The 24,264-nt window shown below is 55.7% G+C and carries 20 protein-coding genes; 15 read left to right on the top strand and 5 right to left on the bottom strand.

Annotation, left to right across the window (positions count from 1 at the left end; genetic code table 11):
• Positions 1-249 precede the first annotated feature (249 nt).
• Complete coding sequence (locus RZA33_RS18320) at positions 250-1,422, top strand: IS110 family transposase (protein ID WP_317509182.1); 1,173 nt, start codon at positions 250-252, stop codon at positions 1,420-1,422.
• Between the two features lie 475 nt (positions 1,423-1,897).
• Here the strand turns inward: RZA33_RS18320 and RZA33_RS18325 are convergent, their stop codons facing one another.
• Together RZA33_RS18325 and RZA33_RS18330 are read right to left on the bottom strand one after the other, a co-directional pair.
• Positions 1,898-4,960 carry an efflux RND transporter permease subunit gene (locus tag RZA33_RS18325; protein WP_317509158.1) on the bottom strand — a complete coding sequence of 1,021 codons (3,063 nt, stop codon included), beginning with the start codon at positions 4,958-4,960 and terminating at the stop codon, positions 1,898-1,900.
• A complete protein-coding gene (locus tag RZA33_RS18330) occupies positions 4,944-6,065 on the bottom strand; it encodes an efflux RND transporter periplasmic adaptor subunit (RefSeq protein WP_317509159.1) in 1,122 nt (373 codons plus the stop codon). Before RZA33_RS18330 ends, RZA33_RS18325 begins: the two co-directional genes overlap by 17 nt.
• 248 nt (positions 6,066-6,313) lie before the next feature.
• Here RZA33_RS18330 and RZA33_RS18335 point away from each other — a divergent pair, with 248 nt between their 5' ends.
• From RZA33_RS18335 to RZA33_RS18340, 3 genes are all read left to right on the top strand, one after another.
• Positions 6,314-7,288, top strand: a complete 975-nt coding sequence (locus tag RZA33_RS18335; RefSeq protein WP_317509160.1) for a malate dehydrogenase — start codon at positions 6,314-6,316, stop codon at positions 7,286-7,288.
• Between the two features lie 236 nt (positions 7,289-7,524).
• A complete protein-coding gene (locus tag RZA33_RS19950; RefSeq protein ID WP_416337888.1) occupies positions 7,525-7,677 on the top strand; it encodes a DUF4160 domain-containing protein in 153 nt (50 codons plus the stop codon).
• Positions 7,658-7,897: a DUF2442 domain-containing protein gene (locus RZA33_RS18340; RefSeq protein WP_317509161.1), complete on the top strand. Its 240-nt coding sequence runs from the start codon at positions 7,658-7,660 to the stop codon at positions 7,895-7,897. Before RZA33_RS19950 ends, RZA33_RS18340 begins: the two co-directional genes overlap by 20 nt.
• A gap of 136 nt (positions 7,898-8,033) precedes the next feature.
• Here the strand turns inward: RZA33_RS18340 and RZA33_RS18345 are convergent, their stop codons facing one another.
• Positions 8,034-8,690 (bottom strand): HAD family hydrolase, encoded by a 657-nt coding sequence (locus RZA33_RS18345; RefSeq protein ID WP_317509162.1) that lies wholly within the window; start codon positions 8,688-8,690, stop codon positions 8,034-8,036.
• A 237-nt stretch (positions 8,691-8,927) separates the two neighbouring features.
• Here RZA33_RS18345 and rppH point away from each other — a divergent pair, with 237 nt between their 5' ends.
• Both rppH and ptsP read left to right on the top strand, forming a co-directional pair.
• Positions 8,928-9,419 (top strand): RNA pyrophosphohydrolase, encoded by a 492-nt coding sequence (gene rppH / locus RZA33_RS18350; protein ID WP_317509163.1) that lies wholly within the window; start codon positions 8,928-8,930, stop codon positions 9,417-9,419.
• Between the two features lie 91 nt (positions 9,420-9,510).
• Positions 9,511-11,772 (top strand): phosphoenolpyruvate--protein phosphotransferase, encoded by a 2,262-nt coding sequence (gene ptsP / locus RZA33_RS18355; RefSeq protein ID WP_317509183.1) that lies wholly within the window; start codon positions 9,511-9,513, stop codon positions 11,770-11,772.
• Here the strand turns inward: ptsP and RZA33_RS18360 are convergent.
• Positions 11,748-12,575 (bottom strand): NRDE family protein, encoded by an 828-nt coding sequence (locus RZA33_RS18360; protein WP_317509164.1) that lies wholly within the window; start codon positions 12,573-12,575, stop codon positions 11,748-11,750. The genes ptsP and RZA33_RS18360 overlap by 25 nt on opposite strands.
• A 171-nt stretch (positions 12,576-12,746) precedes the next feature.
• Here RZA33_RS18360 and RZA33_RS18365 point away from each other — a divergent pair, with 171 nt between their 5' ends.
• From RZA33_RS18365 to RZA33_RS18390, 6 genes are all read left to right on the top strand, one after another.
• Positions 12,747-13,922 (top strand): response regulator, encoded by a 1,176-nt coding sequence (locus RZA33_RS18365; protein WP_317509165.1) that lies wholly within the window; start codon positions 12,747-12,749, stop codon positions 13,920-13,922.
• A gap of 166 nt (positions 13,923-14,088) precedes the next feature.
• The gene (gene lgt, locus RZA33_RS18370; protein WP_317509166.1) at positions 14,089-14,877 is read left to right on the top strand and encodes a prolipoprotein diacylglyceryl transferase; all 789 of its coding nucleotides are present in this window, start codon (positions 14,089-14,091) and stop codon (positions 14,875-14,877) included.
• A gap of 156 nt (positions 14,878-15,033) precedes the next feature.
• Positions 15,034-15,840: a thymidylate synthase gene (locus RZA33_RS18375; protein WP_416337889.1), complete on the top strand. Its 807-nt coding sequence runs from the start codon at positions 15,034-15,036 to the stop codon at positions 15,838-15,840.
• Complete coding sequence (locus RZA33_RS18380; RefSeq protein WP_416337887.1) at positions 15,837-16,394, top strand: dihydrofolate reductase; 558 nt, start codon at positions 15,837-15,839, stop codon at positions 16,392-16,394. The genes RZA33_RS18375 and RZA33_RS18380 overlap by 4 nt, the downstream gene beginning before the upstream one ends.
• 20 nt (positions 16,395-16,414) lie before the next feature.
• Positions 16,415-17,203, top strand: coding sequence for a ProQ/FINO family protein (locus RZA33_RS18385; protein WP_317509168.1), 789 nt, complete (start codon positions 16,415-16,417; stop codon positions 17,201-17,203).
• A 262-nt stretch (positions 17,204-17,465) separates the two neighbouring features.
• Entirely contained in the window at positions 17,466-18,572 is a 1,107-nt protein-coding gene (locus RZA33_RS18390) for a porin (protein WP_317509169.1), read from the top strand.
• Positions 18,573-18,721: 149 nt separating this feature from the next.
• Here the strand turns inward: RZA33_RS18390 and RZA33_RS18395 are convergent, their stop codons facing one another.
• Positions 18,722-20,449, bottom strand: coding sequence for an SLC13 family permease (locus tag RZA33_RS18395; protein ID WP_317509170.1), 1,728 nt, complete (start codon positions 20,447-20,449; stop codon positions 18,722-18,724).
• Positions 20,450-20,634: 185 nt separating this feature from the next.
• Between RZA33_RS18395 and RZA33_RS18400 the strand changes: the two genes are divergently transcribed.
• Genes RZA33_RS18400 through cysN form a run of 3 tightly spaced genes read left to right on the top strand, consistent with a single transcriptional unit; the run spans position 20,635 to position 24,220 of the window.
• A complete protein-coding gene (locus RZA33_RS18400; protein WP_317509171.1) occupies positions 20,635-21,357 on the top strand; it encodes a hypothetical protein in 723 nt (240 codons plus the stop codon).
• Between the two features lie 56 nt (positions 21,358-21,413).
• Positions 21,414-22,316: a sulfate adenylyltransferase subunit CysD gene (gene cysD / locus RZA33_RS18405; protein ID WP_317509185.1), complete on the top strand. Its 903-nt coding sequence runs from the start codon at positions 21,414-21,416 to the stop codon at positions 22,314-22,316.
• Positions 22,316-24,220: a sulfate adenylyltransferase subunit CysN gene (cysN, locus tag RZA33_RS18410; protein WP_317509172.1), complete on the top strand. Its 1,905-nt coding sequence runs from the start codon at positions 22,316-22,318 to the stop codon at positions 24,218-24,220. Before cysD ends, cysN begins: the two co-directional genes overlap by 1 nt.
• Positions 24,221-24,264: the final 44 nt, after the last annotated feature.

The following is a 24,264-nucleotide window of genomic DNA, read 5'->3' on the forward strand; positions in this document are numbered from 1 at the left end:
TTTGTAGGAGCGCAATTTATTGCGCGATCAGCAAGGATCGAGCCGCCGAGAGTGAACGCTGGTAGACGGCCTGATCGCCCGACAAGTCTGGCTCCTACAGGGGCTGGGTGCGAGCACCGGGTTTTGTAGACATGATGGATTGACCTGCCTCTCCTCAACGTCGTGGGTTATGTTGAAGTTGAGGCAACATCACAGAGCCACTATTGAGGGAGGCAGGTCATGAAACAGTCTAGCGCAACTCAGTCACCAATGGTCCAGCAAGCGGTAGCCGATTCACTTCAGTCGGCTAGCGCCATCCACGCTGCCTACATTGGCTTGGACGTACATAAAGCCAGCATTTCCATCTCGGTTGCTGAGATAGGTCGCCACGATCCGGTTTTCAAAGGGGAAATCCCTAATGAACCGAACGCTATTGATAAGCTGGTTCGCCAGATGAGCAAGCACTTCGACGGACAACCGCTGTTGTTTAGTTATGAGGCCGGGCCTTGTGGCTATGGGATCTATCATCAAATTCGGGCCAACGGGCAAGATGTCGACGTGGTGGCACCAACGTTGATTCCTCGCCGGGCAGGTGACCGCGTTAAGACTGACCGCCGAGACGCGAACATGCTGGCCCGTTTATCTCGCTCTGGCGAGCTGACGCCCGTATGGGTACCCACACCTGAGCAGGAAGCCATTCGTGATCTGACCCGGGCCCGTGAAGACATGAAGGCGATTGAACTCAAGGCACGTCAGCGCCTTAACGCCTTCTTGCTACGCCACGGTAAGGTCTATTCAGGCAAGAGCAAGTGGATACCCGCTCACTTTCGCTGGCTGGAGACCGTCCGCTTCGATCATCCCGTTCAGCAAATCGTCATGCAAGAGTACATCGAGGCGGTGCGAGAGGCTCAACGACGCGTGGCGGGCTTGGAGAAGCAGATGGAAATGGCCTTGCCAAGCTGGTCGTTAGCACCGGTGGTTAAGGCGTTGATGGCGATGCGTGGCGTTAACTTGATCACCGCCATGACGGTGCTGGCTGAGCTCGGGGATATGAGCCGCTTCGACTCGCCTCGACAGTTGATGGCTTACTTGGGGCTCGTGCCCAGCGAGCACTCCAGTGGCGGCAGCCGACGCCAGGGTGGCATCACGAAAACCGGCAACGGGCATGTCCGACGCGTTCTAGTGGAAGCTGCCTGGAGTTACCGCTTCCCCGCGCGCAAGACGCGCATTATTGAGAAGCGAGCCGAGCAGACCACGCCGACGGTGCAAGCGATCGCCTGGGAAGCCCAGAAACGCCTCTGTGGGCGTTACCGTCGATTGGCGGCCACGGGCAAGGTAAAACAGCAGGTTACGACAGCGATCGCACGAGAAATGGCGGGGTTTTTATGGGCCATTGCCTGTGACGCCATGGGCAAGCCACACGGAAGCCGGGCAATCGTATGAAGATCACGTTCCAGTGCCTTCGGGTCAGGAAGCGTCGGGCCGGTGGGAGAACCCCTGACGCTCCTATGAGGCCCTCGCCCTCCGGGGCGGGGTGACCCTCGCATGTAGAGCAGGGCAGCTCCGCGACGAAGTGATGACAGGTCGGTACCCAACCCACGAATACCAGAGAGATCCACCGTCGCTGATAGCCCTTCGCTTCCTGACCCGAAGGTATTGAGGACAGAAAGATAAGCAAGAGATAACTGAAGCCTTGACGGATCAATCCATACCAGGAGCGCAATTCATTGCGCGATCAGCAAGGATCGAGCCGCCGAGAGTGAACGCTGGTAGACGGCCTGATCGCCCGACAAGTCTGGCTCCTACAGGGGCTGGATGCGAGCACCGGGTTTTGTAGGAGCGCAATTCATTGCGCGATCAGCAGCAATCCTGCCGCTGAAAAAGATCGTTCTTGAATAATCTCATCGGGCGCTGGGTGTCAGCGCCATCGGCCCCCAAGCACCAGCATGCAGGGCGTCAGCAATAAGGTAAGCGCGGTGGCGAAGGTTAGCCCGCCGGCAATGGCGCTGGACATCTGGGTCCACCACTGTGCTGAAGGCGCATTAAAGCCTAGCGCGGGCGTGAACAGGTCAACATTGATCCCCAGCACCATCGGCATAAGCCCAAGCACCGTGGTGATCGCCGTTAGCAGTACCGGGCGAAGGCGCAGGCAGCCTGCTTCCAGGGCGGCTTCGCCGGGCGTCATGTTCTGGCCGCGTAGCTCATTATAGGTGTCGATCAAGACGATATTGTTGTTAACCACAATGCCTGCCAGGGCAATCACCCCCATGCCTACCATCACAATGCCAAACGCTTGGCCGGTGATCAGCAGGCCCATCAGTACCCCCGCCGTAGAGAATACAATTGCCGAGAGTACCAGTCCCGCCTGATAAAAGCTGTTGAACTGGGTGACCAGAATCAGCGCCATCAAACCGATCGCAATCAGAAACGCACTGGCCAGGAACTGCATCGATTCCTGCTGGTCCTCCTGCTCCCCGGCTACATTGACCATCAGGGTGTCGGGCAAGCTATCGCGGCCAGCGTCGAGTAACGCACCGAGGCGTTCATCGGCGAGATAACCAGGGGCCAGGTCGGCCTCTAAGGTGATCGCCCGCCGACCATCAATGCGGTTCAACGTGCCGACCTTCGGCGCAGGTTCTAAGGTCACGAAGTGCGAGATGGGCACCTGGCCACGCTGGGTATTGATGGTCAAGCGTTCAAGCTGATCCAGCGAACGCCAGTTTTGCGGCAGACGCACGCGAATATCCACTTCGTCGTTGACCTCGGGCGGGCGGTAACTCGCCACCTGAAGTCCAGTGGTCAGCAATTGTACGGCGCTGCCAATGGTGGTTACGTCAGTGCCCATTCGCGCAGCGGCTTCGCGGTCCACGTTAACCCGCCACTCTACGCCAGGTAGGCTGCGGTTATCCTGAATGTCTTCAAAGCCGCCTAGCTCGCGCATTAATTGGGTCAGCTGGTTAACGCCGGCATCGGCGACCTCAGGGTTGGTGGCGCTAACTTCCAAGACAATCGGCTTGCCGCCGCCGGGGCCCATTTCCTGCTCCTGAAACTCAAGCTGAATGCCGGGGATATCCCCGGCGCGTTCGGCCATCTCGTCTAAAATCGCCTGGGCAGGCCGGCGCTCGTGCCAGTCGATGAACTGGAACTGCAGCATGCCGATCACATCATTACCGAGCTGCTCGTTGGGCACCGCAAAGGAGCGCGCGTACAGCGCGCGCACTTCGCTCATGCCGGATAGCTTGGCTTCCACCCGCTGCACGATGGCGTCGGTCTCCTGGACGGAGAAATCCCCCCGGGCGCGCACCAGCACCTGGGCGCTGTCCGGCTCGACGTTAGGGAAGAAGTCGACGCCGTGGTTGAAGCGGGCGTAGCCAGTATACAGTAGCGCCATCAACAGGACGGTGACCAGCAGCACCCAGGCCGGGTGCATCAGCAACCGGGCCAGCAGATGACGATAGCCGCGCCCGAAGGAGGTGGTTGATGCTTCGTGGTTAGCACCACTAGACGTTGCGGCGGTTCGCGTAAACAGACGCCCCAGCGCCGGCAAAAATACCAGCGCCATGGCAAGCGATGCCAGCAGACACAAAATCACCGTGGCGGGCAGATACTTCATGAACTGGCCGACGACGCCGGGCCAGAACAGTAGCGGAATGAACACCGCAAGCGTCGTTGCGGTAGAGGCAATGACCGGCCAGCTCATGCGTGAGGCCGCGTTAAGCCACGCCTGATGGGGCGATTGGCCATCGCGCAGGTGGCGGTCAGCCAGCTCACTGACGACGATGGCGCCGTCCACCAGCATGCCGGCCACCAGAATCAGCCCGAACAGCACCACGATATTGAGCGTAAAGCCAAACGCCCAGATAAGCAGAATGCCCGTCAGGAAGGCGCCGGGGATCGTCAGCCCGACGAGTAGCGCCATGCGCCAGCCCATTACCGCGACCACTACAATCAATACCAGTACCACGGCGGTCAGCACATTGTTGAGTAGCTCGGAGAGCATGTTCTCGACGGTGGTCGACTCATCCAGAATGGTGGTGAAGCGCAGCTGCTCGGGGAGTAGGTCACCTGCCTCTTCCAAGCGCTCGCGCACCGCGCCAATGGTGGCGATAATGTTCGCCCCTGCGCGTTTGGAGACTTCCAGTACCACCGCCGGTTGACCATCGATACGGGCAAAGCCTTCGGGGTCTTTATAGGTCGGGTTGATCCAGGCCACGTCGCCAAAGGTGACTACGCGATCTTCCTCAACCTTGACCGGCATGTTCATCACATCGTTAAGCGAGGCTATGATGCCGGGCACTTTCAAGGCTAAGCGGCCCGCGCCGGTATCTAAGCTGCCCGCAGCGACCAAGCGGTTATTACGCGATACCTGATTAAACAGCGCGTCAAAATCGACGCCGTAGCTTTCCAGCACCAACGGGTCTACGACAATTTCCAGCAGGTCTTCCCGCTCCCCGGCAATATCGACTTCAAGCACATCGGCGATACCTTCGATTTCTTCTTGCAGGCGCCGGGCGATGGTCATGCGCTCGCGGGTGTCTAACTGCCCGGAAAGGCCGATGGTCAAGACCGGAAACTCCGACACATTGACCTCCATGACCCGTGGCTCATCGGCCTCGGAAGGCAGGTCGCTGCGGGCGATATCCACCCGGTCGCGCACGTCGGTCAGCGCGGTGTCGGGGTCAAAGCCCGGGTCGAATTCCAGCGTGATGGACCCATGGCCTTCGCTGGATTGGGCGGTGAACTTGCGTAACCCTTCGATTCCGCGCAGCTCCTGCTCCATAGGGCGAATCAGTAACCGCTCGCCGTCTTCGGGGCTAACGCCTTCCAGCGACAGAGAGACGTAAATCATCGGAATGGTGACGTCAGGATTGGCTTCTTTTGGAATTGTCTGCCAGGCCACAATGCCCGCCAGAAATAAACTCACCAGCAACAGTAACGTCGTGCGTGTATGAGCTAATGCCGCACTAATTAACTGACGCATCGACGCTACCCTGGTCAGATGGTGGTTGTGTAATGATGGCTTCTTCAACGGCGACAGGTTCCACCCTCTCGCCAACGTCTACCATGCCAGCGCCTAGCGTAATCAGGCGCAGTGGGTCGGGTAGGCCGGTCACATAGGCGCGCTGGGTATCGGCACTGACTAGCTCGATGGGTGTCTGCTGGACCTGGTTGTTGTCATCCAGGTGCTTAACCGCCAGTTGCCCTTCGCTGTTCAAGCTCAGTAGGGCGGGCGAGAGGGTGTGCACTTGGCGGGGTGGTAGCGTAATGGTCAGCTCCGCGCTACCGCCTGCCAAGCGTTTACCGGCCGGGTTATCCAGCGTGGCCTCAATATAGAAGGTGCGTGTGGCCTCTTCAGCGCGGTAGCTAATAAAAGTCAGTTCGCCCTCTAAGTGGTCGCCATTTAATAGGCGCGCGTTTACCGGTAGACCGACGCTTAAATCGCCTACCTGCTGTTGAGAAACCCAGGCGGCACCTTTCAAGCGACGATCATCGACCAATTGGCCCCACTCTTCACCAGGCTGTAGTAGGTCGCCCAGCTCTACTTGAACACGGTTGAGCACGCCATCAAACGGCGCGATGGGGCGGGTGTCCTCCAGCTGCTTCTGTAGCTGCGCCACGGAGGCGGCGCTGGCGCTCAATGTGCTCTGCCGGCGCAGCAGTTCGGGCTGTGAAATTAGCTCGCGCTGGCGCAAGTTGCGCGCGCCGGCATACTCGGCTTCGGCTAAGGCCAGTTCGTCGCGGGCCTGCTGCAGTTGCTCGGGCAGGGCGTCGTTATCCAGCACTAAGAGGGTGTCGCCCGCCACCACGCGGCTGCCTTGGTCCACCGGTTTCTCGGCGACATAGCCTGCCGCGTTGGCGCGTAGGGTGGTTTCCCGCTGGGCCGTCAGCTGGCCTTGAACAATTTGCTCGGGAATGTAGGCGATGCTCTGCTGTTCGACGACTTCCACACGCAAGTCGGAGTCGCTACTTTCAGAGGCGTCCGGGGGTGTGGATTGAAAGCTCTGAAAATCACCAAAGGCGAGCCATATCACTAGCGCCAACACCAGCAGGCTAGCCAAGGCATAAGAGAACGGGATTCTTCGCATGAGAGCGTTCATGTCCTTAGCAACACAAAAAAGGAGGGAATAAAACCGTGGACACCATAGCGCAACTCAGCCTTTTCAGCGAGTAGCAAGCCAATGCATCAATAGGTTGCAGGCAATTTTCGCGCGAAGCCTAGCCGCATGTCTGATTGAGTTTTTCATTGGCTGGGCATACCATCTTTGCGTCTTGAGTTCAGCTGAGCCATTCTCAGGCTAGAACCATCCCTAGGCGAACCAATCAAGGAGCAATGATGAAAGATCCCGTACGTATTGCGATTACCGGCGGTGCCGGTCAGATCAGCTACTCTCTTATTTTCCGCATCGCCGCTGGCGACATGCTGGGGCCGGATCAGCCTGTCATTCTCCAGTTGCTGGAAATTCCCCAGGCAATGGACGCCCTGAATGGCGTGGTGATGGAAGTCAACGACTGTGCTTTCCCGTTAGTAAAAGACATCGTTGCCACCGATGACCCGAACACAGCGTTCAAAGACGCCGACTTCGCCCTGCTGGTTGGCGCACGTCCGCGCGGCCCGGGTATGGAGCGTAAAGACCTGCTCGAAGCCAACGCCGCGATCTTCTCCGTTCAAGGTAAAGCATTGAACGATCACGCCAGCCGTGATGTGAGAGTGCTGGTCGTGGGTAACCCAGCTAACACCAACGCGCTGATTGCATCCTGCAACGCGCCGGATCTGGACGCCGGTCAGTTCACTGCCATGACGCGCCTGGATCACAACCGCGCACTGACGCAGCTGGCCCAAAAAACCGGCAAGCACGTCACTGACGTTGAAAACATGATCATCTGGGGCAACCACAGTGCCACCCAGTACCCGGATCTGGCCCAGTGCAAAGTCGACGGCAAAGCAGCGTTTGATCTGGTTGAGCGCGACTGGTACGAAAACGACTTTATCCCCACCGTGCAGCAGCGCGGCGCGGCGATCATCAAAGCGCGCGGTGCCTCTTCTGCCGCCTCAGCTGCCTCTTCCGCCATCGACCACATGCACGACTGGGCGCTGGGTTCCAAGGGCATTGTCAGCATGGCGATTCCCTCTGACGGCAGCTATGGCATCGACGAAGGCATCATCTACTCCTACCCGGTACGTTGCCAGGGTGGCAAGTATGAAATCGTTCAAGGCTTTGAGCTTGACGAATTCAGCCAAGAGAAGATGAAAGCCACCGAGAAAGAACTGCGCGAAGAGCGTGCTGCGGTCGAACACCTGCTCGGCTAAACGCGCCCACTGACGCTTTTACACAGGCGCCAGTAAACGCCAAACCCCGGAAGCCATGCTTGCGGGGTTTTTTTATTGGTGCACTAACCCTGTGCTCTACCAGTGACGGTAGGGCTGGGGGTTGCTATGCTTCTAGCATTACAAAAAGGGACAATGAAGTGCCAACGTTACTGAATGAAAAAGGCTTCAAGTTCTTTTTTTATGCCAATGAACATCCTCCACCTCATGTGCATGTTATGAAGTCAGATGGATGGGCTAAAGTTGAGATTGAGTCTGATGTCGTGGTTTATTCATCATTAAAGAAGCAGGAGCTCAAGGAGTGTCTTGAGTTGATTAGCTTGCATAGACAGCAATTTTTGGAGACTTGGAATGACTGGTTTAGCAGGTAAAGAAGTTCATTTTGATGACCACTACCTTCATGTCGAACTGAGCGATGGACGGCGTATTTCAACGCCTATGAGCTGGTACCCGGAGCTTGAGCAGGCCTCTGTTAAGGTACTGCGGCATTACCTATTTATTTGTGATGCGACAGGCATTGAGTGGCCAGATATTGATTACCATTTGAGTATTGCTGCCATGTTGGAAATTCGTTCACAAAAGGTAGCTTAAGTGCGCAGTGGGACTGGGCAGGTATGTTTATAGGCGCTGCTCCAATGCTAACCGCGGGTTTACAAAATGCGAGTCCTAAATTTTAATTAGTGAATGGTGATAAAACGTCTATTCACCATTCACTACTTACCCTTCATCAACCGCGTAAGCTCATAATCCGCCAGTGGCGTTCTTCGGCGACTTTTCGCAAGGTATCGTCAGGGTCGACGGCGACAGGGTGTTCGACGATTTCTAAGAGTGGCAAATCATTGTGCGAGTCGCTATAGAACCAAGCGTCCTCCATAGTTTGGTCTTGCTCTACCAGCCACTGTTCAAGGCGAGTGACCTTACCTTCGCGATAGCTGGGAACACCCGAAACGCGCCCGGTGTAGTGACCCTCTTTAACTTCAGGGTTTACCGCTATTAAGTGGTCCACCCCTAAGCGCTCGGCAATTGGCGCGGTGATGAAGCGGTTGGTGGCGGTAATAATTAGCAGGGTATCGCCTTTGCCGCGATGGCGGGCGAGCAGCTCTTCTGCTTTCGGCAGAATGTTGGGCTCGATTTTGCTGACCATGAACTGCTGATGCCAGGCGGCAAGCTGCTCAGGGGTGTTGTCAGCCAGCGGCTTCAGCGCCACTTCTAAAAAGGCGGCCATGTCCAAGGTGCCCGCATTGTAATCGGCCATAAAACGCTCGTTAGCTTCCTGGTAAGTCGCCGAGTCTACCGCGCCCTGTTCGAGTAGAAACTCGCCCCAGGCATGATCGCTATCAGTGGATAGCAGCGTATTATCCAAATCGAAAATGGCCAGACTCACGGCGTTCCCCTTTTTAGTCAGTGGTTGTAAGCAATCAGTCGTGTAGAAAAAACGCTAATAATAAGGCAAATAACGGACGCGGATTATCGCAGACTCGCTCTACCATTCCCACCAGCGCACGTTTGTCTCAGCCACGCTGGAACGAAACCATTCATCACTTAGCGTTATATTGTATTGATACGCTTGTCGCCCTTGTGGAAAAATGGGGGCAACTGAAAATTTATGAAGGTGATGTCCGTGATCGACGCTGACGGCTTTCGCCCCAATGTTGGCATTATTATTGCCAATAGCCAGGGGCAGCTGCTTTGGGCACGTCGGGTAGGACAAAATGCGTGGCAATTTCCCCAGGGGGGCATCAATGCAAGCGAGACGCCACAACAAGCGCTTTTTCGTGAGCTATTCGAAGAAATCGGCCTAACCGCCGACGATGTTGATATTGTTGCCTGCACTCGGGGCTGGCTGCGTTACCGTCTACCGCGACGTATGATTCGTACGCATTCGCGCCCGGTCTGTATTGGCCAGAAGCAGAAGTGGTTTTTACTTAAAATCCGTTGCCAGGAAAGCCAAATTTGTATGACGTCAACGCCTACCCCCGAATTTGATGGGTGGCGGTGGGTTAGCTACTGGTATCCGTTAGGGCAGGTAGTGCCTTTCAAACGAGAAGTCTATCGGCGCGCGCTACGAGAGTTGTCTCCCCGCGTTCAGCGTTTGGCACAGGATGAAGAATAGGGCGACCTACCGCTGCCCAAACTAAAGCGCGCAGCGGGGCTTGCCAGAAAATTCCTCAGCGAGGCAAATAACAGTGAAAAGTAAAACGTCCATGCTTGAGGTGCTGCGCCGGGTAATTCAGGAAGTGAATGGCGCGCGCAACCTCGACGCCGCGCTGTCCACGATGGTACGCCGAATTCGTAAGGCGATGCAGACCGATGTGTGCTCCTTCTACCTCTACGACAAAGAGCTCGAATCGCTGGTGTTGATGGAAACTATTGGCCTGCGTACCCAGGCGGTGGGTCGCGTCGTGCTTCCGTTAGGCGAGGGTTTGGTGGGTTTGGTGGCCAAACGTAGCGAGCCTTTAAATCTTGAAGAAGCTCAGATGCACCCGCACTTTCGCTATTTTGAAGCCACCGGCGAAGAGCGCTACTCCAGCTTCTTAGGCGTACCCATCATCCACCAGAGGCTGATGCTCGGCGTGCTGGTTGTACAGCAGGCTGAAAAACGCCGCTACGACGATGAAGACGAAGCCTTCCTGGTGACCATGGCCGCACAGCTGGCAGGCGTATTAGCCCACGCCTTGGCCACAGGAAACCTGCTGCGCCCGGCAATTGCCGGTGGGCAGGCAATGTTTAAAGGCGTGGCTGCCTCGCCGGGCATGGCCATGGGGGAAGCGGTGGTGATTACCCCGCCTTCCGATCTCAATAGCGTGCCGGACCTAGTGCCCAACGATCAGGATTACGAAGTCGCGCGCTTGAAAGAAGCCATTGGCAAGACCCGTAGCGAAATTCGTGCAGCAGCCGAACGCTTAGCCAGCCGGATTTCCGCCCAAGAGCTGGCGCTGTTTGATGTCTATCAGCAGATGCTTGGCGAAGCGGCGCTGGCCGATGAAGTTGAAAAACGTATTCGTGAAGGGCAGTGGGCGCCTGGCGCCCTGGCTGACGTCGTGCGACGCCACGTGCAGTATTTAGAGCGCGTAGACGATAACTATCTACGCGAACGGGCCGCGGATATTCGCGACCTGGGGCGCCGAGTGCTGGCGCACTTGCAAGAAGACACGCCCTCCACGCCAGAAACCTACCCCGATAACGCTATTTTGGTCGGCGATGAAATCAGCGTCGCTATGCTGGGCGAAGTGCCCCGCGACAAGCTCAAAGGTCTGGTCTCGGTGCGCGGCTCCAGCACCTCGCACGTGGCTATTGTGGCCCGCGCCATGGGTATCCCAACGGTGCTGGGCATGGTGGATTTGCCGCTACCCCGTTTAGGTGGTGCACCGGTGGTACTGGATGGTCACCGCGGACGCCTGTTTGTGCGTCCGGGACCTGAGCTCAAGACGCGCTATGAAAGCCTGATTGCCGAAGAAGAAGCCTTAAGTGAGCTGCTCGAACACGAACAAGACCTACCCAGCGCCACGCCAGATGGCTACAGCATGCCGCTAATGGTGAATACCGGGCTAGCGGTCGATGCCAACGCACTGCTGAAAAGCCGTATCGGCGGGGTAGGGCTTTATCGTACCGAAGTCCCGTTTATGATTACCGAACGCTTTCCCGGTGAAAAAGAGCAAACCAAGCTTTATCGCGACCAGCTCGAAGGTTTCGCGCCTCTGCCGGTGGTAATGCGTACCTTGGATATCGGGGGTGATAAAGATTTACCCTATTTCCCGATTGATGAGGCCAATCCGTTTCTTGGCTGGCGCGGTATGCGCGTGACGCTGGATCACCCCGAAGTATTGATGGTGCAGCTGCGCGCCATGCTCAAAGCGTCCATCGACCTGGATAACCTTTACGTTCTCTTCCCGATGATCACCAACGTCGAGGAGGTCGATGAGGCGCTGCGTTTGTTGGATCGCGCTATTTTAGAGCTTGGTGAAGAGGGAGTGACCGTCGTTCGGCCCCAAGTAGGGGTTATGATCGAAGTGCCTGCCACGATCTATCAAATGGATGCGCTGGCCAAGCGCGTCGATTTCTTTTCAGTCGGCAGTAACGATCTTACCCAGTATTTACTCGCGGTTGATCGCAATAATCCTCGTGTTTCAAGCCTTTACGATGCGCTTCACCCAGCCTTGCTGGGTGCCTTGCTGGAGCTTGCCCAAGATGCCAAGCGCCTCAACAAGCCAATTTCGCTGTGCGGTGAGTTGGCGGGAGACCCTGCGGGCGCCTTGCTGCTGATGGCGATGGGCTTTACCAGCCTTTCCATGAACGCCCCCAGCCTACCCAAGGTGCGCGCCGCCATCCGCCGGGTGCCGTTGAGCGATGCCGAGCAACTGTTAGTAGAAGTGATGAAGTTGGATACCCCAGCTCAGGTGCATGCGCATTTAGATGACCGCCTAGATGAGTGGCAGTTGTCTCACTTAATGCCTCCCCGCGATTGAGCAGCTGCCTCATTGGGAAGGGTCAAAGTGGTCTCACCTTCAAAGTAACCTAGCGGCCCGAAGCGCTGCTCGGTTACCTCAATGTGACCCTGGTGGTCTAACGTTAGCCATGAGGTAGCCCGGGTGCCGTAGCGCTCACCGACAATAAAGGCTGCCGAGAGCTGGCGTTCCAGTTCAAGCCCAACGCCGGTATCGGGTAATGTTTCAACGGCTGCTTCATCAGGGTTTTGCATCGCACGTCGAACGGCGGTAGGCCATGTCGACGCTGGCCGTTCTGGTGAAGGGCCGCCTTGAAAAAGGCCGTGTTCAAGCGCATCGCGAACGTGTAACAGCTTGGGCCACGGGGAATCAAGGTCGGCGTTAGATAAGCCGTGTACGCCGGGGGTTACCTCACTGAGTGCAACCCGGTTTCGGCTGCGGTGCAGGTGCCAAAGCCGATGTGGCGTCGCGACTAATAGGTTGAATCCCGCATAGCGTAATGCTTCGCCTTGCTTTAGCGCGGTTAGCCAGCTTTCAATGTCATCGCACAGTAATGCTTGTGATACTAACGCCCCTCGGCTCGGCGCACCTGGCGGTGTGGTCAGTTGAGGGTCGCGCACATTGGTTAGGGCCGCGACGGTGCCGCCTTGCTTGGCGGCTAGCCACGAACCGCCAGCTTCTAAATCGCGCCCACCGGCAATTGCCGGACAGTCTTGCCAATAGGCAAGCGGCGCCGTAGGCCGTGCATGGAACTCATCACGGTTGCCCATTAGCCGCAGCGGCGTCGGTGAGCCAGGATGCCAAGCAAACGTTATCAAGCACATAGCAAACTCGTCGGTTAAAAAGGTAAAACGTTCAGCGAGTGTGCCCCATGACAGTCACAACATGCAGACGTAAACTGATGCCAGCATCGGCAGGTATCGCCCAGTATTAATAACCAAGCCTTAAAATGGATACGTTATCACAGGTTACTAGGCCAGAAGGAAGGCGAGATCATGCAACGTTATCGAAGGGAGTACTTTTGGAACGCCATTGTGTGGCCGCTTCTCTGGCCACTGCTGCTGGTACAAGCTGTACTATGCCTGCTAGTGGGGGTTGGGGTTTGGTGGACGTCGTCCGGCTACACCTCTTTGAACACACTGCTGTGGTTAATGGCGGCCATGCTTCTTGGCAGCAGTTTGAATGTCGGCACTTTTCTGATGCTGGTAAAAGCGCGTGCTCGCCGCAAAGATAGCCGCTTCATGCAGGAGCTCACCGAATTGGAGCGGCATAGCCAAGCGCTATGTGCCACCGCTGAGAACACCCTGCCTACACATAAGTGCGCCTCTCCAGAGGCTGTTGACGAAACTCATCGACCCCTTCAGCGGCTGGCCAGCGTGAATGCCGTATTGGCAGGCCTGGAACGCGGCATGAACCGCTCGTCAGCAGTCGGTGATAGCGAACAAGGGCATGAACAATCCTTGTTGGACGACCTTCAGTACCAGCAGCGGCAGGTCAAGTACTTAATGGCGGGGCGTGAAAGGGCCCGAGAAGAGTCACGCCTGAAATCTGACTATTTAATGCTACTGCAGCATGAAACGGACAGCTTGTTAGACCATTTAAGCGCCATAGCTGACAACGACATTACCGCCGACTGCCGGCAAAATATCATTGATGTCAGTGCACACTTAACCGATATCCGTGCGCTGCTGGCTAACCTTGTGCAGCAAAGTTTTGAACAAGACGATGGGGCAGAATCATCAAGTGAGAGTGAAAACGCTGGTTCACAGGGGTACTTGCGCGTACTGGTAGTCGACGATGGCCCGGTTAATTTGATGCTGGCTCGGCAGATGCTTGAAAGCCAAGGCTTGCAGGTAGAAGGCGTTAGCAGTGGTGAGCAGGCGCTTGAGCGTCAACAGCGTATTCGTTTTGATCTGGTGCTGATGGATATTTTTATGCCGACGCTGGATGGGCTCGGCACCACCCGCCGCTGGCGTGAGTACGAGCGCACCCATGGCGTTAGCCAAAGCGTATTAGTGGCCATGACGGCCAATGCCGACAATACCGGGCGTGATGCCTGTTTAGCCGCGGGTATGGATGACCTGCTTATCAAGCCGTATCAACCGGAAACCCTTCTCGGCATCGTCGCTCACTGGTTCCCAGACAGGCTGCAGGTCGCACCGCAAGCATGAGCAATGTTCCTTTTCCCTGTTTAGGGGTTAAACTTCGCTGCCTGCGTAAAAAGGGTGGCATTCTTGCGCTAACGGCTGTCGCTATTGCGCTTAATGAGAAGGGGGCTGAGCCCTTGCCAGCTTTAATGATTTCTTTCGCCAGATTAGCCCAGATTAGAGAGTGTAAATGATTAATTACCCCACGATTGACCCAGTGGCTATTTCTATCGGGCCACTGCAAGTCCATTGGTATGGCTTGATGTATGTAGTCGGGTTTGTAGCAGCCTGGTGGCTCGGCTGTCGGCGTGCATCGCGCATTGGTCTCAACAATGACGATATCGGCGATCTGCTTTTCTATGCGGCCATTGGTGTTGTGGCGGGCGGGCGCCTAGGCTACGCACTGTTTTACGGGCTTGAACAGTGGCTGGCCGACCCGCTATGGGTCTTTCGCGTGTGGGACGGCGGTATGAGCTTCCACGGTGGCCTGCTCGGCGTGTTGTTGGCGGCCTGGCTATTTGCCCGCCGTAAACAGCTGGCATTTTTAACCCTAACTGATTTTATTGCCCCGATGGTGCCGATTGGTTTAGGCGCCGGGCGTATTGGTAATTTTATTAACCACGAACTGCCAGGGCGCATTACATCGTTGCCTTGGGGCATGCCGTTTCCCGGCATGGGGCCCGAGCCGCGTCACCCATCGGCGCTTTATGAAGCGTTACTAGAAGGCGCAGTGCTGTTTGCTATTTTATGGTGGGCGTCTGCGAAACCCACTTCGCGTGGTTTTCTCTCAGGGTTATTCTTGGTCTGCTACGGCGTATTCCGGTTTGTGGTCGAGTTTGTACGCATGCCCGATGCCCATATTGGGTTTATTGCCTTCGGTTGGGTCACCATGGGCATGTTGCTCTCGGCCCCCATGATCGTGTTGGGTGTGTTTGTTATAGCCTGGTCGCGCTCACAGCCGGTGGATGTGAAGATTTAAAGCCTATAAAGGTGCTAGTTTGAAATGTTCTAGTTTGAAAAGTGCTAGGTGGTTAGCTGACGTCAATGGGGTAATCTTCGCATTGCCCCCTATGTCCTCACCACCTAGAATGATTCGCACCTTGCCTGTTAATTTGGAAACGCTGTGACTGCTACAATGCCTGCGCTTGAGCAACCCTATTTAGATTTGATGCAAACTGTTTTGGACCACGGCGTTGATCGCCATGACCGCACAGGCGTGGGTACGCGCTCAGTCTTTGGCCACCAAATGCGCTTTGATTTATCGCGTGGTTTCCCGCTACTAACGACCAAAAAATTGCACCTGCGCTCGATTATTCATGAGCTGCTATGGTTCTTGAGAGGCGACACCAATATCGCCTACTTAAAAGAGAACGGCGTGCGGATTTGGGATGAGTGGGCGGACGAAAACGGCGACCTGGGCCCCGTTTACGGCTACCAGTGGCGCAGTTGGCCTGACCCCAAAGGCGGCAGCGTTGACCAAATTGCCAAAGTGCTTGAGCAGCTGCGTACTTCCCCGCATTCGCGTCGGCTAATCGTCTCTGCCTGGAACCCGGCTCAGGTCGATGAAATGCAGCTGCCGCCTTGCCACTGCCTGTTCCAGTTTTACGTCGCCAATGGAAAGCTCTCGTGCCAGCTCTATCAGCGCAGTGCCGATATCTTCCTCGGCGTGCCGTTTAACATCGCCAGCTATGCCTTGCTGCTTCGCATGGTGGCGCAGGTAGCAGGCCTGCAGCCCGGTGAGTTTATCCACACCCTGGGCGATGCGCATCTTTACAGTAACCATCTAGACCAAGCCAAAGAACAGCTTTCACGCACGCCCAACGCCGCGCCAACGCTTGCGCTTAACTCTGAGATAGACGATCTCTTTGCGTTCCGTTTTGAAGATATTCATATTGATGGATACGAACCGCACCCGCACATCAAAGCCGAGGTGGCGGTATGACCCAGCAGGATGCCATGAGCCAAGCAAGCAGTGAGTTTGATTCGTTAGTGCCGGTGGCGATGATCGTCGCCATGGCAAAGAACCGTGTGATCGGTGTAGAAGGCAAGCTGCCCTGGTACCTGCCTGAAGATTTAAAGTTTTTCAAACGTATCACCCAGGCTAAGCCACTGGTGATGGGGCGAAAAACCTTTGCTTCGATTGGTAAGCCGCTACCTAACCGGCTTAACGTGGTGGTTACCCGCAACTCGGCGTTTGCTCATGAAGGCGTGCGCACGTGCCACGACTTGCCTTCAGCGCTTGCCTTGGCCGACCAGCACGCCACCATTGAAGCCGCAGAAGAAGTTATGGTGATGGGGGGCGGTGAAATTTACCGCCAGGCGATGCCTTTTGCCCAACGGCTTTACATTACAGAAGTGGATATTGACGTCGAGGGCGACGCAACGTTCCCTGAGATTGATCACCAGGCCTGGCGTGAAGTGCAGCGCGTAGCGGGGCAGCCGGCACAAGGGCAGCCAAACTACGATTTCGTGGTCTACGAGCGCATCGCCGACTGACAAGGTCAAAGGAGACGGCTATGGCCGCCAGCTTAACGAATATGCTAGATGACTTAGAGGCGCGTCTTGAACGTACCCAAGCTGAACTGCAAGTGCTGCGCGAAGAGAATCAGCAGCTCAAGCAGCGGCTAGCGGCTGACGAGGCGCTTGATACGCCGCTAGAAAGCGCTCAAGCCGACGACGCTGGCAATGACAATGCCGACAATGTTGACGCCGTTTTAGCTCAATCAGAAGAAACGGAACCACCAAGAACGCCAGAACAGCCAGCCACGCCCGAACCATCAAAAGAGCCAGAACAGTCAGTAGCGCCAGAACAACCAAATGAACCCGAACAACCGGCGCAAACACCTTCACCGCACGCATTGCTAAATCAGTGGTATGAGCGTTATCCAAACGCGTTTTTTAAAGGCCACACCAAGCCGTTAAAAGTGGGTATTCATCAAGACCTTGCTGAACGTGAGGCATGGCCCAACAAGCTCATTCGTCGCGCGCTGGCCAACTATGTCAACCTGCCGCGCTATATAAAAGCGGTGCGCGTAGGCGTTGAGCGGGTTGATTTGGATGGCCAGCCGGCGGGAAAGGTGGATAAAGAGGCGGCCCTGCATGCAGCGCAAAAGCGCGGTGATAAGCAAGCCCCTGAACAGCCTAAAGAGCGCTCGCCCAAACCAAAAGCCGATGCTCAAAAGCCCCGCCAAGAGGCGCCTAAACAGCCTGATAGCGAACGAAAGAGTGAAAAAGGCGAGGCACACAAGCCGCTTAGCATGGAAGATAAATTGCTAGGCTTGCAGCAGAAGTTCAAAGGGCGCTGAGACCAAGCGTAAATGCAGGGGTTCCATAAAAAAGCAAAAATAGTAAAAAAACACTGTTTTTTTCTATTGCGTTCCCTGGAATCCCAGTATAAAGTTCGTCTTGCGAGCATTGGACTATAACAAGGCTTAGTTGAGGACATGCCGCATACCACCGGGAAAAACCGGGGATGGAAAAAGAGCATGGCCCGCAAAAGCCAACGGCCGACTTATTAAAGTCGAGCATAAACGATCGAAACAGTATACGAGCTAAGGAATTTAAATCATGAAAAAGACACTTCTAGCGACTGCTATCATCGGTGCCATGGGCGCCTCTGCAGCAGCACAAGCAGCAACTGTTTATGACCAAGACGGCACCAAGCTTGATATCTATGGCCGTGTTGTTTATGGCATCACTACCGGCGGTGTTGAATCATCTTCTGGCGAACCCAAGTCAGACGGTTCTGAGTTTATTGACCTGGGTTCGCGTTTTGGCTTTATTGCCGACCATGAAGTGACTCGCGACATGAGCGTTTTCGCTCGTATGGAATTCCGCGGCGATGCTGACGCCCAGAACACCAATGGCTTCGACACTGTTCGCAACACCTACCTGGGTGTGCGCAGCGATTCCTGGGGTTCGGTTCAGGCTGGTAACTTTGACAGCGTTTACTATCGTTCTGGCGACGTGATTTTCGATGTGCCGGAAAATGCTGGCTGGGAACAGCTTGGCGGTATTGCAGCTGATAGCCGCGGTGATGCGGTTTCTTACTCCACACCGGATCTCTCTGGCTTCCGTGCTCACGTTCAAGCCAAGCACCTTTCTGGTAACGATGCTACTGTAGTAGCTGGTCAAGACAACAGCTCCACTTGGACGACTGCAGCTGCCGTTGACTACACCATTAACGATCTTTACATGTCCTTGGGTTACAGTCAGGGCAAAAATGTTGATGATCGTGGTGCTAGCTACGACGGCGGTGGCTCTTATGCCGCTGGTGAAGACCTGTTTGGCTTCTTCACTAATTATGACCTGACTGATGCCTTGAGTCTTCGCTTCAAGTACGAGCAAATCACTGATACTTACAGCCAGAACGAGCTGTTAGCTAACGGTGATGTTGATGCGAGAGAGAGCATCATGGGCTTGGGTGCTACCTACGACTACGGTATGGGTGAAGTCTATGGTCAGTACGCCCGTATTGATATGGCATACGATGGTGTTGATGATAAGGATCGCTGGATGCTGGGCGGCAACTATCGCTTCAGCCAGCCGATGTATGTCTTTGCTGAAGTCTACCAGCAAGACGATGGTACTGACCTAGATCGTTCTATTTCGGACAACTTCCGTTCGCTAGACGACGAAATCCTGACTACCGTTGGTGTTCGTTACGACTTCTAAGCTTAGTCTAAACACCACGCTTAAAGGGTAAGCTGTTTAGCAAAACCCATAGAACCGGCCTCTTTAGAGGCCGGTTTTTTTGGCTGTGCGCCAAGCATGGCGCGCAGCGCCTGACGGGTGCATCCAGTCATCAAGCGTTCTAACGCTATTTAAAACGGAAACGCCAGTGGCGTAATCACCAATACCGCTGCCGAATAAGTCGCACTGACCGGCAAGCCAATCTTCAAGAAGTCCGTGATACGGTAGCGGCCGGGTGAATACACCATTAGGTGGGTTTGGTAGCCAAACGGGATTAAAAAGCAGGCACTGGCGCCGTAGGCCACGGCCATGACAAAGGGAAGCGGGTCGGCACCAAAGGCGAGGGCGGTGCTCCAAGCGATAGGAAAGGCCAGCGCGGCGGCGGCATTGTTAGTCACCGTTTCCGTGAGTAGCAGCGTCAGCAGGTAGCAGCCAATAAAGGCGGCATAGATGCCATAGCCACTGAATAAGCTTTGCATGCCGGTGGCTAATAACCCCGCCGCGCCTGAGTTTTCCAGCGCTTGGGCAATCGCTAACGCCGAACCGATAATCAGCCATAGCTCAAACGGGAAGCGGCGGCGCAGTTCCGCCAGGCTGATCACTTTTATCAGCAGTAGCCCGCCCAGCAATAGCAATAGCCCGTGGAACAGTGGCAGCAGATTAGCGGTAGCCAGGGTGATCACCGTAGCAAAACCGCCTACGGTGAATAGGCTTTCTTTGTGGCTCAGGTGCGGCCGGGTAAAACTGCCGCTCAATAAGTGAAAGTTGCGGTCCAGGTTGCGGTGCTGGCGAAAGTCAGCGCTTACTGCCAGCAGCAGGCAATCCCCCACACGTAGCGGTATTTTTCCTAATTGCCCCTCCAGGCGTTTCTCCCCCCGCCTTATACCGACCACGCCTGCACTGAACATGCTGCGAAAATCTACGTTTTGCAACGTTTTCCCTGAAAGTTCGGACTCATGGGAAATCACTACCTCAACCAAGTTGGTTGCGAGCAGGTTGTCGGCCTGATGGCCAAATAGTTGAAGCCCTGGAAAGCGCTGAAGCGCCTGTACCTTGCCCACTTCGCCGGTGAACACCAGCGTATCATTGGCGTGTAGCTGCTCATCCGGCGCTACCGGGCTAATCAGCCGCCCATGGCGTTCTATCTCCAGCAAATAAAGCCCGTCCAGGCTGCGCAGTCCGTTCTCTTCGATGCTTTTTCCGACCATAGGGGAGCTGGGTTCCAGGTCGGCTGCCAGAAAGTAGGCGAGCTTTTCATGGGTGTTTTCAAGCGCGTGAAAGGGCAGGGCGTTAGCGCGCCACATCAGCATGCACAGGGTGATTAGTGCCACCGGAATGCCCACCCAGCTGAACTGAAACATGCCCAGCTCACTGCCGCTGGCGCTTAAATGAAACGAGTTCACCACCAGGTTAGTGGACGTGCCCACCAGCGTGGTAATGCCGCCCAAGATGGAAGCGTAAGACAGCGGGATTAACAGCCGCGAAGGCGCGATACGCTGCTGGCGTGAAATAGCGCCTAAAAAGGCGGCCACCACGGCGGTGTTATTCAAAAAGGCGGAAAGCACCGCCGTGCTGCCCATTAAGCGTGCTGTGGCAAGCCGTGGGTGGCCTTTTAATAAATGCTGCGATAACCAGCCCAGCAGGGGTGAGCGTTCAAGCGCCAGCGATACCATCAGTAAGAGCAGCAGTGTCGCAAGCGCCGGATTGGTGTATTGAGCCAGCAAGGTGGCGGTATCCACCAGCCCCGCCAGCAAAAAAATACCCGCCAAGGTGACAAAGGCAATGGCGGGCTTTACGCGCCCGCTAATTAATAGGGCTAATAAAACAGCAATTGAAAACAGAACGGCCCAGGCGGTCATAAAAGGTCCTTGAGTAAAATTAAACACACAGCTCGCTTGCTGGATTTTACGCAGGCTTTTATGATGGTGTCTAATGCTTACGTTTTTTTGGTGTTGATTTTTAATTAAATTCATTTAAAAACAGTAGGTTATATTTAATTTTGAGCATTAAACATTTATCGCCTGAAAAGCTCAATGAGCGGCGTATGCAGGCCGTGAAGCTGCGTTTGGATGGCCTGACAGTCGCTTCAACCAGCCAGCAAACCGGGCTTTCCGCGCCTACGGTCTCGGCTGCCTGGAAAGCGTTTCGCGCTGGGGGCTGGGCGGCAGTGCCGGTGCGCCCACGTGGGCGGTTGAAAGGGCAGGCCAATGTACTCGATGCCCCCAGTCAGCAGCGGCTATGGCAAATGCTTTATGCCCAGCCCCCTGCTGAACAGCCAGGCTGGAGTAGCGCTGCATTGGCGGCGCAGTTACTTGATGAGCATGGAGTGGAAGTCACACAGCGCGCCGTTGAGCACTGGTGGGAAAACGAAGGGTTGAAGCATGAACCGTGGCCATTAAGCGCGCTGGCCAAACAGCGTTCGCAGCGGGGCCGGTGGTATCGCCAGTCTGTTGCGCCGTTGTTTGCAAGGTTGGAGGCCGACCAGCGTTGGCAGGGCGGCGTGCGGCGAATCGCGCACCCAGACGCGCCCGTTTACCAGCTCTATTTGCATGGCCCGCGTGGCCGACTGTGGATGCGTTGTTTTAAGCGCCCGCCCGTGGCAGATGACTATCTGGCCGCTATGCGTGCGCTCAGTGGCAAGGGGCCAGTCGCTTTGGTGTTTCATGGGGCTTGGTTGTCGGCCAGCTCGGAAATATCGGCATGGCTGGCGCAACAATCGATGTTTTGGTTAGTGCCGGTACCTGCCGATATTGGCTTGGCTTCCTAGCACTCGGTTTTCTTAACACGCGATAGCAAACTTTTCACCTAACGTTGGGACAGATGATGACATCACTTACCCATTTGCAGCGGCTGGAAGCGGAAAGCATTCAGATCATGCGCGAAGTGGTCGCGGAAACTGAAAACCCGGTCATGCTGTATTCCGTTGGTAAAGACTCGGCGGTCATGCTGCACCTCGCCCGCAAAGCCTTTGCACCTTCGCCCCCGCCTTTCCCGCTGTTGCACGTCGATACGCGCTGGAAGTTCCGCGCCATGTACGAGTTCCGCGACAATATGGCCGATGAGCTTGGTATGGACCTGCTGGTGCATATCAACCCGGAAGGTGTCGAGAAAGATATCAACCCCTTTACCCACGGCTCGGCCATTCATACCGACATTATGAAAACCGAAAGCTTGAAGCAGGCGCTGGACAAGTATGGCTTTGATGCGGCCTTTGGTGGTGCCAGGCGGGATGAGGAGAAATCACGCGCCAAGGAACGTATTTTCTCGTTCCGCACCGCCCAGCATCGTTGGGACCCTAAAAACCAGCGCCCTGAACTATGGAAGCTGTATAACACCCGCAAGAACGGCAAAGAGTCGATTCGCGTGTTTCCGATCTCCAACTGGACCGAGCTGGATATCTGGCAGTACATCTACCTGCAGAACATCCCCATCGTACCGCTTTACTACGCCGCCGAGCGGCCAGTGGTGGAGCGCGATGGCGCGCTGATTATGGTCGATGACGAGCGCATGCCATTAGAGCCGGGTGAAGTACCCATGATGCGCAAGGTACGCTTTCGCACCCTGGGGTGTTACCCACTCACCGGCGCGGTTGAGTCAGAAGCGGATACCTTGCCTGCCATTATTCAAGAAATGCTGCTGACCAAAACATCGGAACGCCAGGGCCGGGTGATTGATAGCGACAGTGCGGCCTCCATGGAGAAGAAAAAGCAAGAGGGGTATTTTTAATGTCTCACTCATCTGAGCTGATTGCTGGCGATATCGAAGGCTATCTGAAAGCCCATGAGCACAAAGGCCTGCTGCGCTTTATTACCTGCGGCAGCGTCGACGACGGCAAAAGTACCCTCATTGGTCGCTTATTATTTGAGTCTAAGCTGCTGTTTGAAGATCAACTGGCGGCCATTGAAGCGGACTCGAAAAAGTACGGCACCCAGGGCGGCGAGATGGATTTTGCCCTGCTGGTAGATGGCCTGGCGGCTGAACGCGAACAGGGCATCACCATTGATGTGGCCTACCGGTTCTTCTCCACTGAGAAGCGCAAGTTCATCGTGGCGGATACCCCAGGGCACGAGCAGTACACCCGCAATATGGTCACGGGGGCCTCCACTGCCGACGCGGCCATTTTGATGGTCGATGCGCGCTACGGCATTTTGACGCAAACCCGCCGCCATAGCTTTTTGATGTCGCTAATGGGTATGCGTCACGTGGTGGTTGCCATTAATAAGATGGATTTGGTCGACTACTCGAAAGCGCGTTTTGATCAGATTGTTGAGGAATACCGCGCGTTTGCCAAGCAGCTGGGGCTGGAGAACATCACCTTCATTCCCATGTCGGCGCTGAAAGGCGACAACGTCATTGAACAGAGCGCCAAAATGCCGTGGTACCGCGGCACCACGCTGTTGGGTTACCTGGAGACGGTTGAGCTAGACGCCGAGCATCTACAGCGCTCGCCTTTCCGTATGCCCGTGCAGTGGGTCAATCGCCCTAACCTGGATTTTCGCGGCTTTACCGGCATGGTGGCCAGCGGCGTGGTACGCCCCGGTGACAAAATCCGCGTTCAGCCTTCTGGCAAAAGCAGCACTGTCTCGCGTATTTATACCCTGGATGGTGACCTGGAAGAGGCCGTTGCCGGGCAGTCGATTACGCTGCTGTTGGAAGATGAAATTGATATCTCCCGTGGCGATGTGATTTCCGGTGTGGACCAGCCGGCCCGCACCGCCGACCAGTTTGAAGCCACTTTGGTCTGGATGCACGAAGCGGCGCTGTTACCGGGCCGCCCTTACTTGTTGAAGCTGGGTACCCAAACGGTGTCGGCGACCGTGACGGATATCAAGTATCAGGTCAATGTGAACACGCTGGAACATATGGCGAGCAAGCAGCTTGATCTGAACGGGATTGGTGTTTGTACCCTGAGCCTTAACCGTGCCGTTGCCTTTGATGCTTACCAAGACAACCACGATACCGGCGGCTTTATCCTGATCGACCGGATGACCAACAACACGGTGGGTGCAGGCATGCTGCACTTCGCTTTAAGGCGTAGTCAGAATATCCATATGCAGCATGTGGATATCGATAAGCAGGCCCGTGCCTTAGCTAAAAGCCAGAAGCCCGCCGTGCTTTGGTTCACCGGGCTTTCCGGGGCGGGTAAATCGACCATTGCTAACCTGGTAGAGAAAAAACTCTTCGCTCACGGTCAGCATACCTACCTGCTGGATGGCGATAACGTACGCCACGGCTTGAACCGTGATTTAGGCTTTACCGATGCTGACCGCGTTGAAAACGTTCGCCGCGTGGCGGAAACCGCCAAGCTGATGGTGGATGCCGGGCTGATCGTGATGTCGGCGTTTATCTCGCCGTTCCGTAGCGAGCGCCAACTAGCGCGGGATCTGCTGGAAGCGGGCGAGTTTATCGAGATTTTTGTCGATGCACCGCTAGACGTTGTTGAAGCGCGGGACCCCAAAGGGCTCTACAAAAAGGCCCGCCGTGGAGAGCTTAAAAACTTTACCGGGATTGATTCTGCCTACGAAGCCCCAGAGACGCCGGATGTGCACTTGAAAACATCTGAAATGAGCGCGGAAGAGGCGGCCGACGCGGTAATTGCCGCCCTGCGTGAACGTGGAATGATCAGCTGATTTTAATGTACTCACTGTCAAGAAGTGGCGAAACTGGCTCCTTC

Source organism: Halovibrio sp. HP20-59, assembly GCF_033052795.2.
Lineage (GTDB): Bacteria > Pseudomonadota > Gammaproteobacteria > Pseudomonadales > Halomonadaceae > Vreelandella.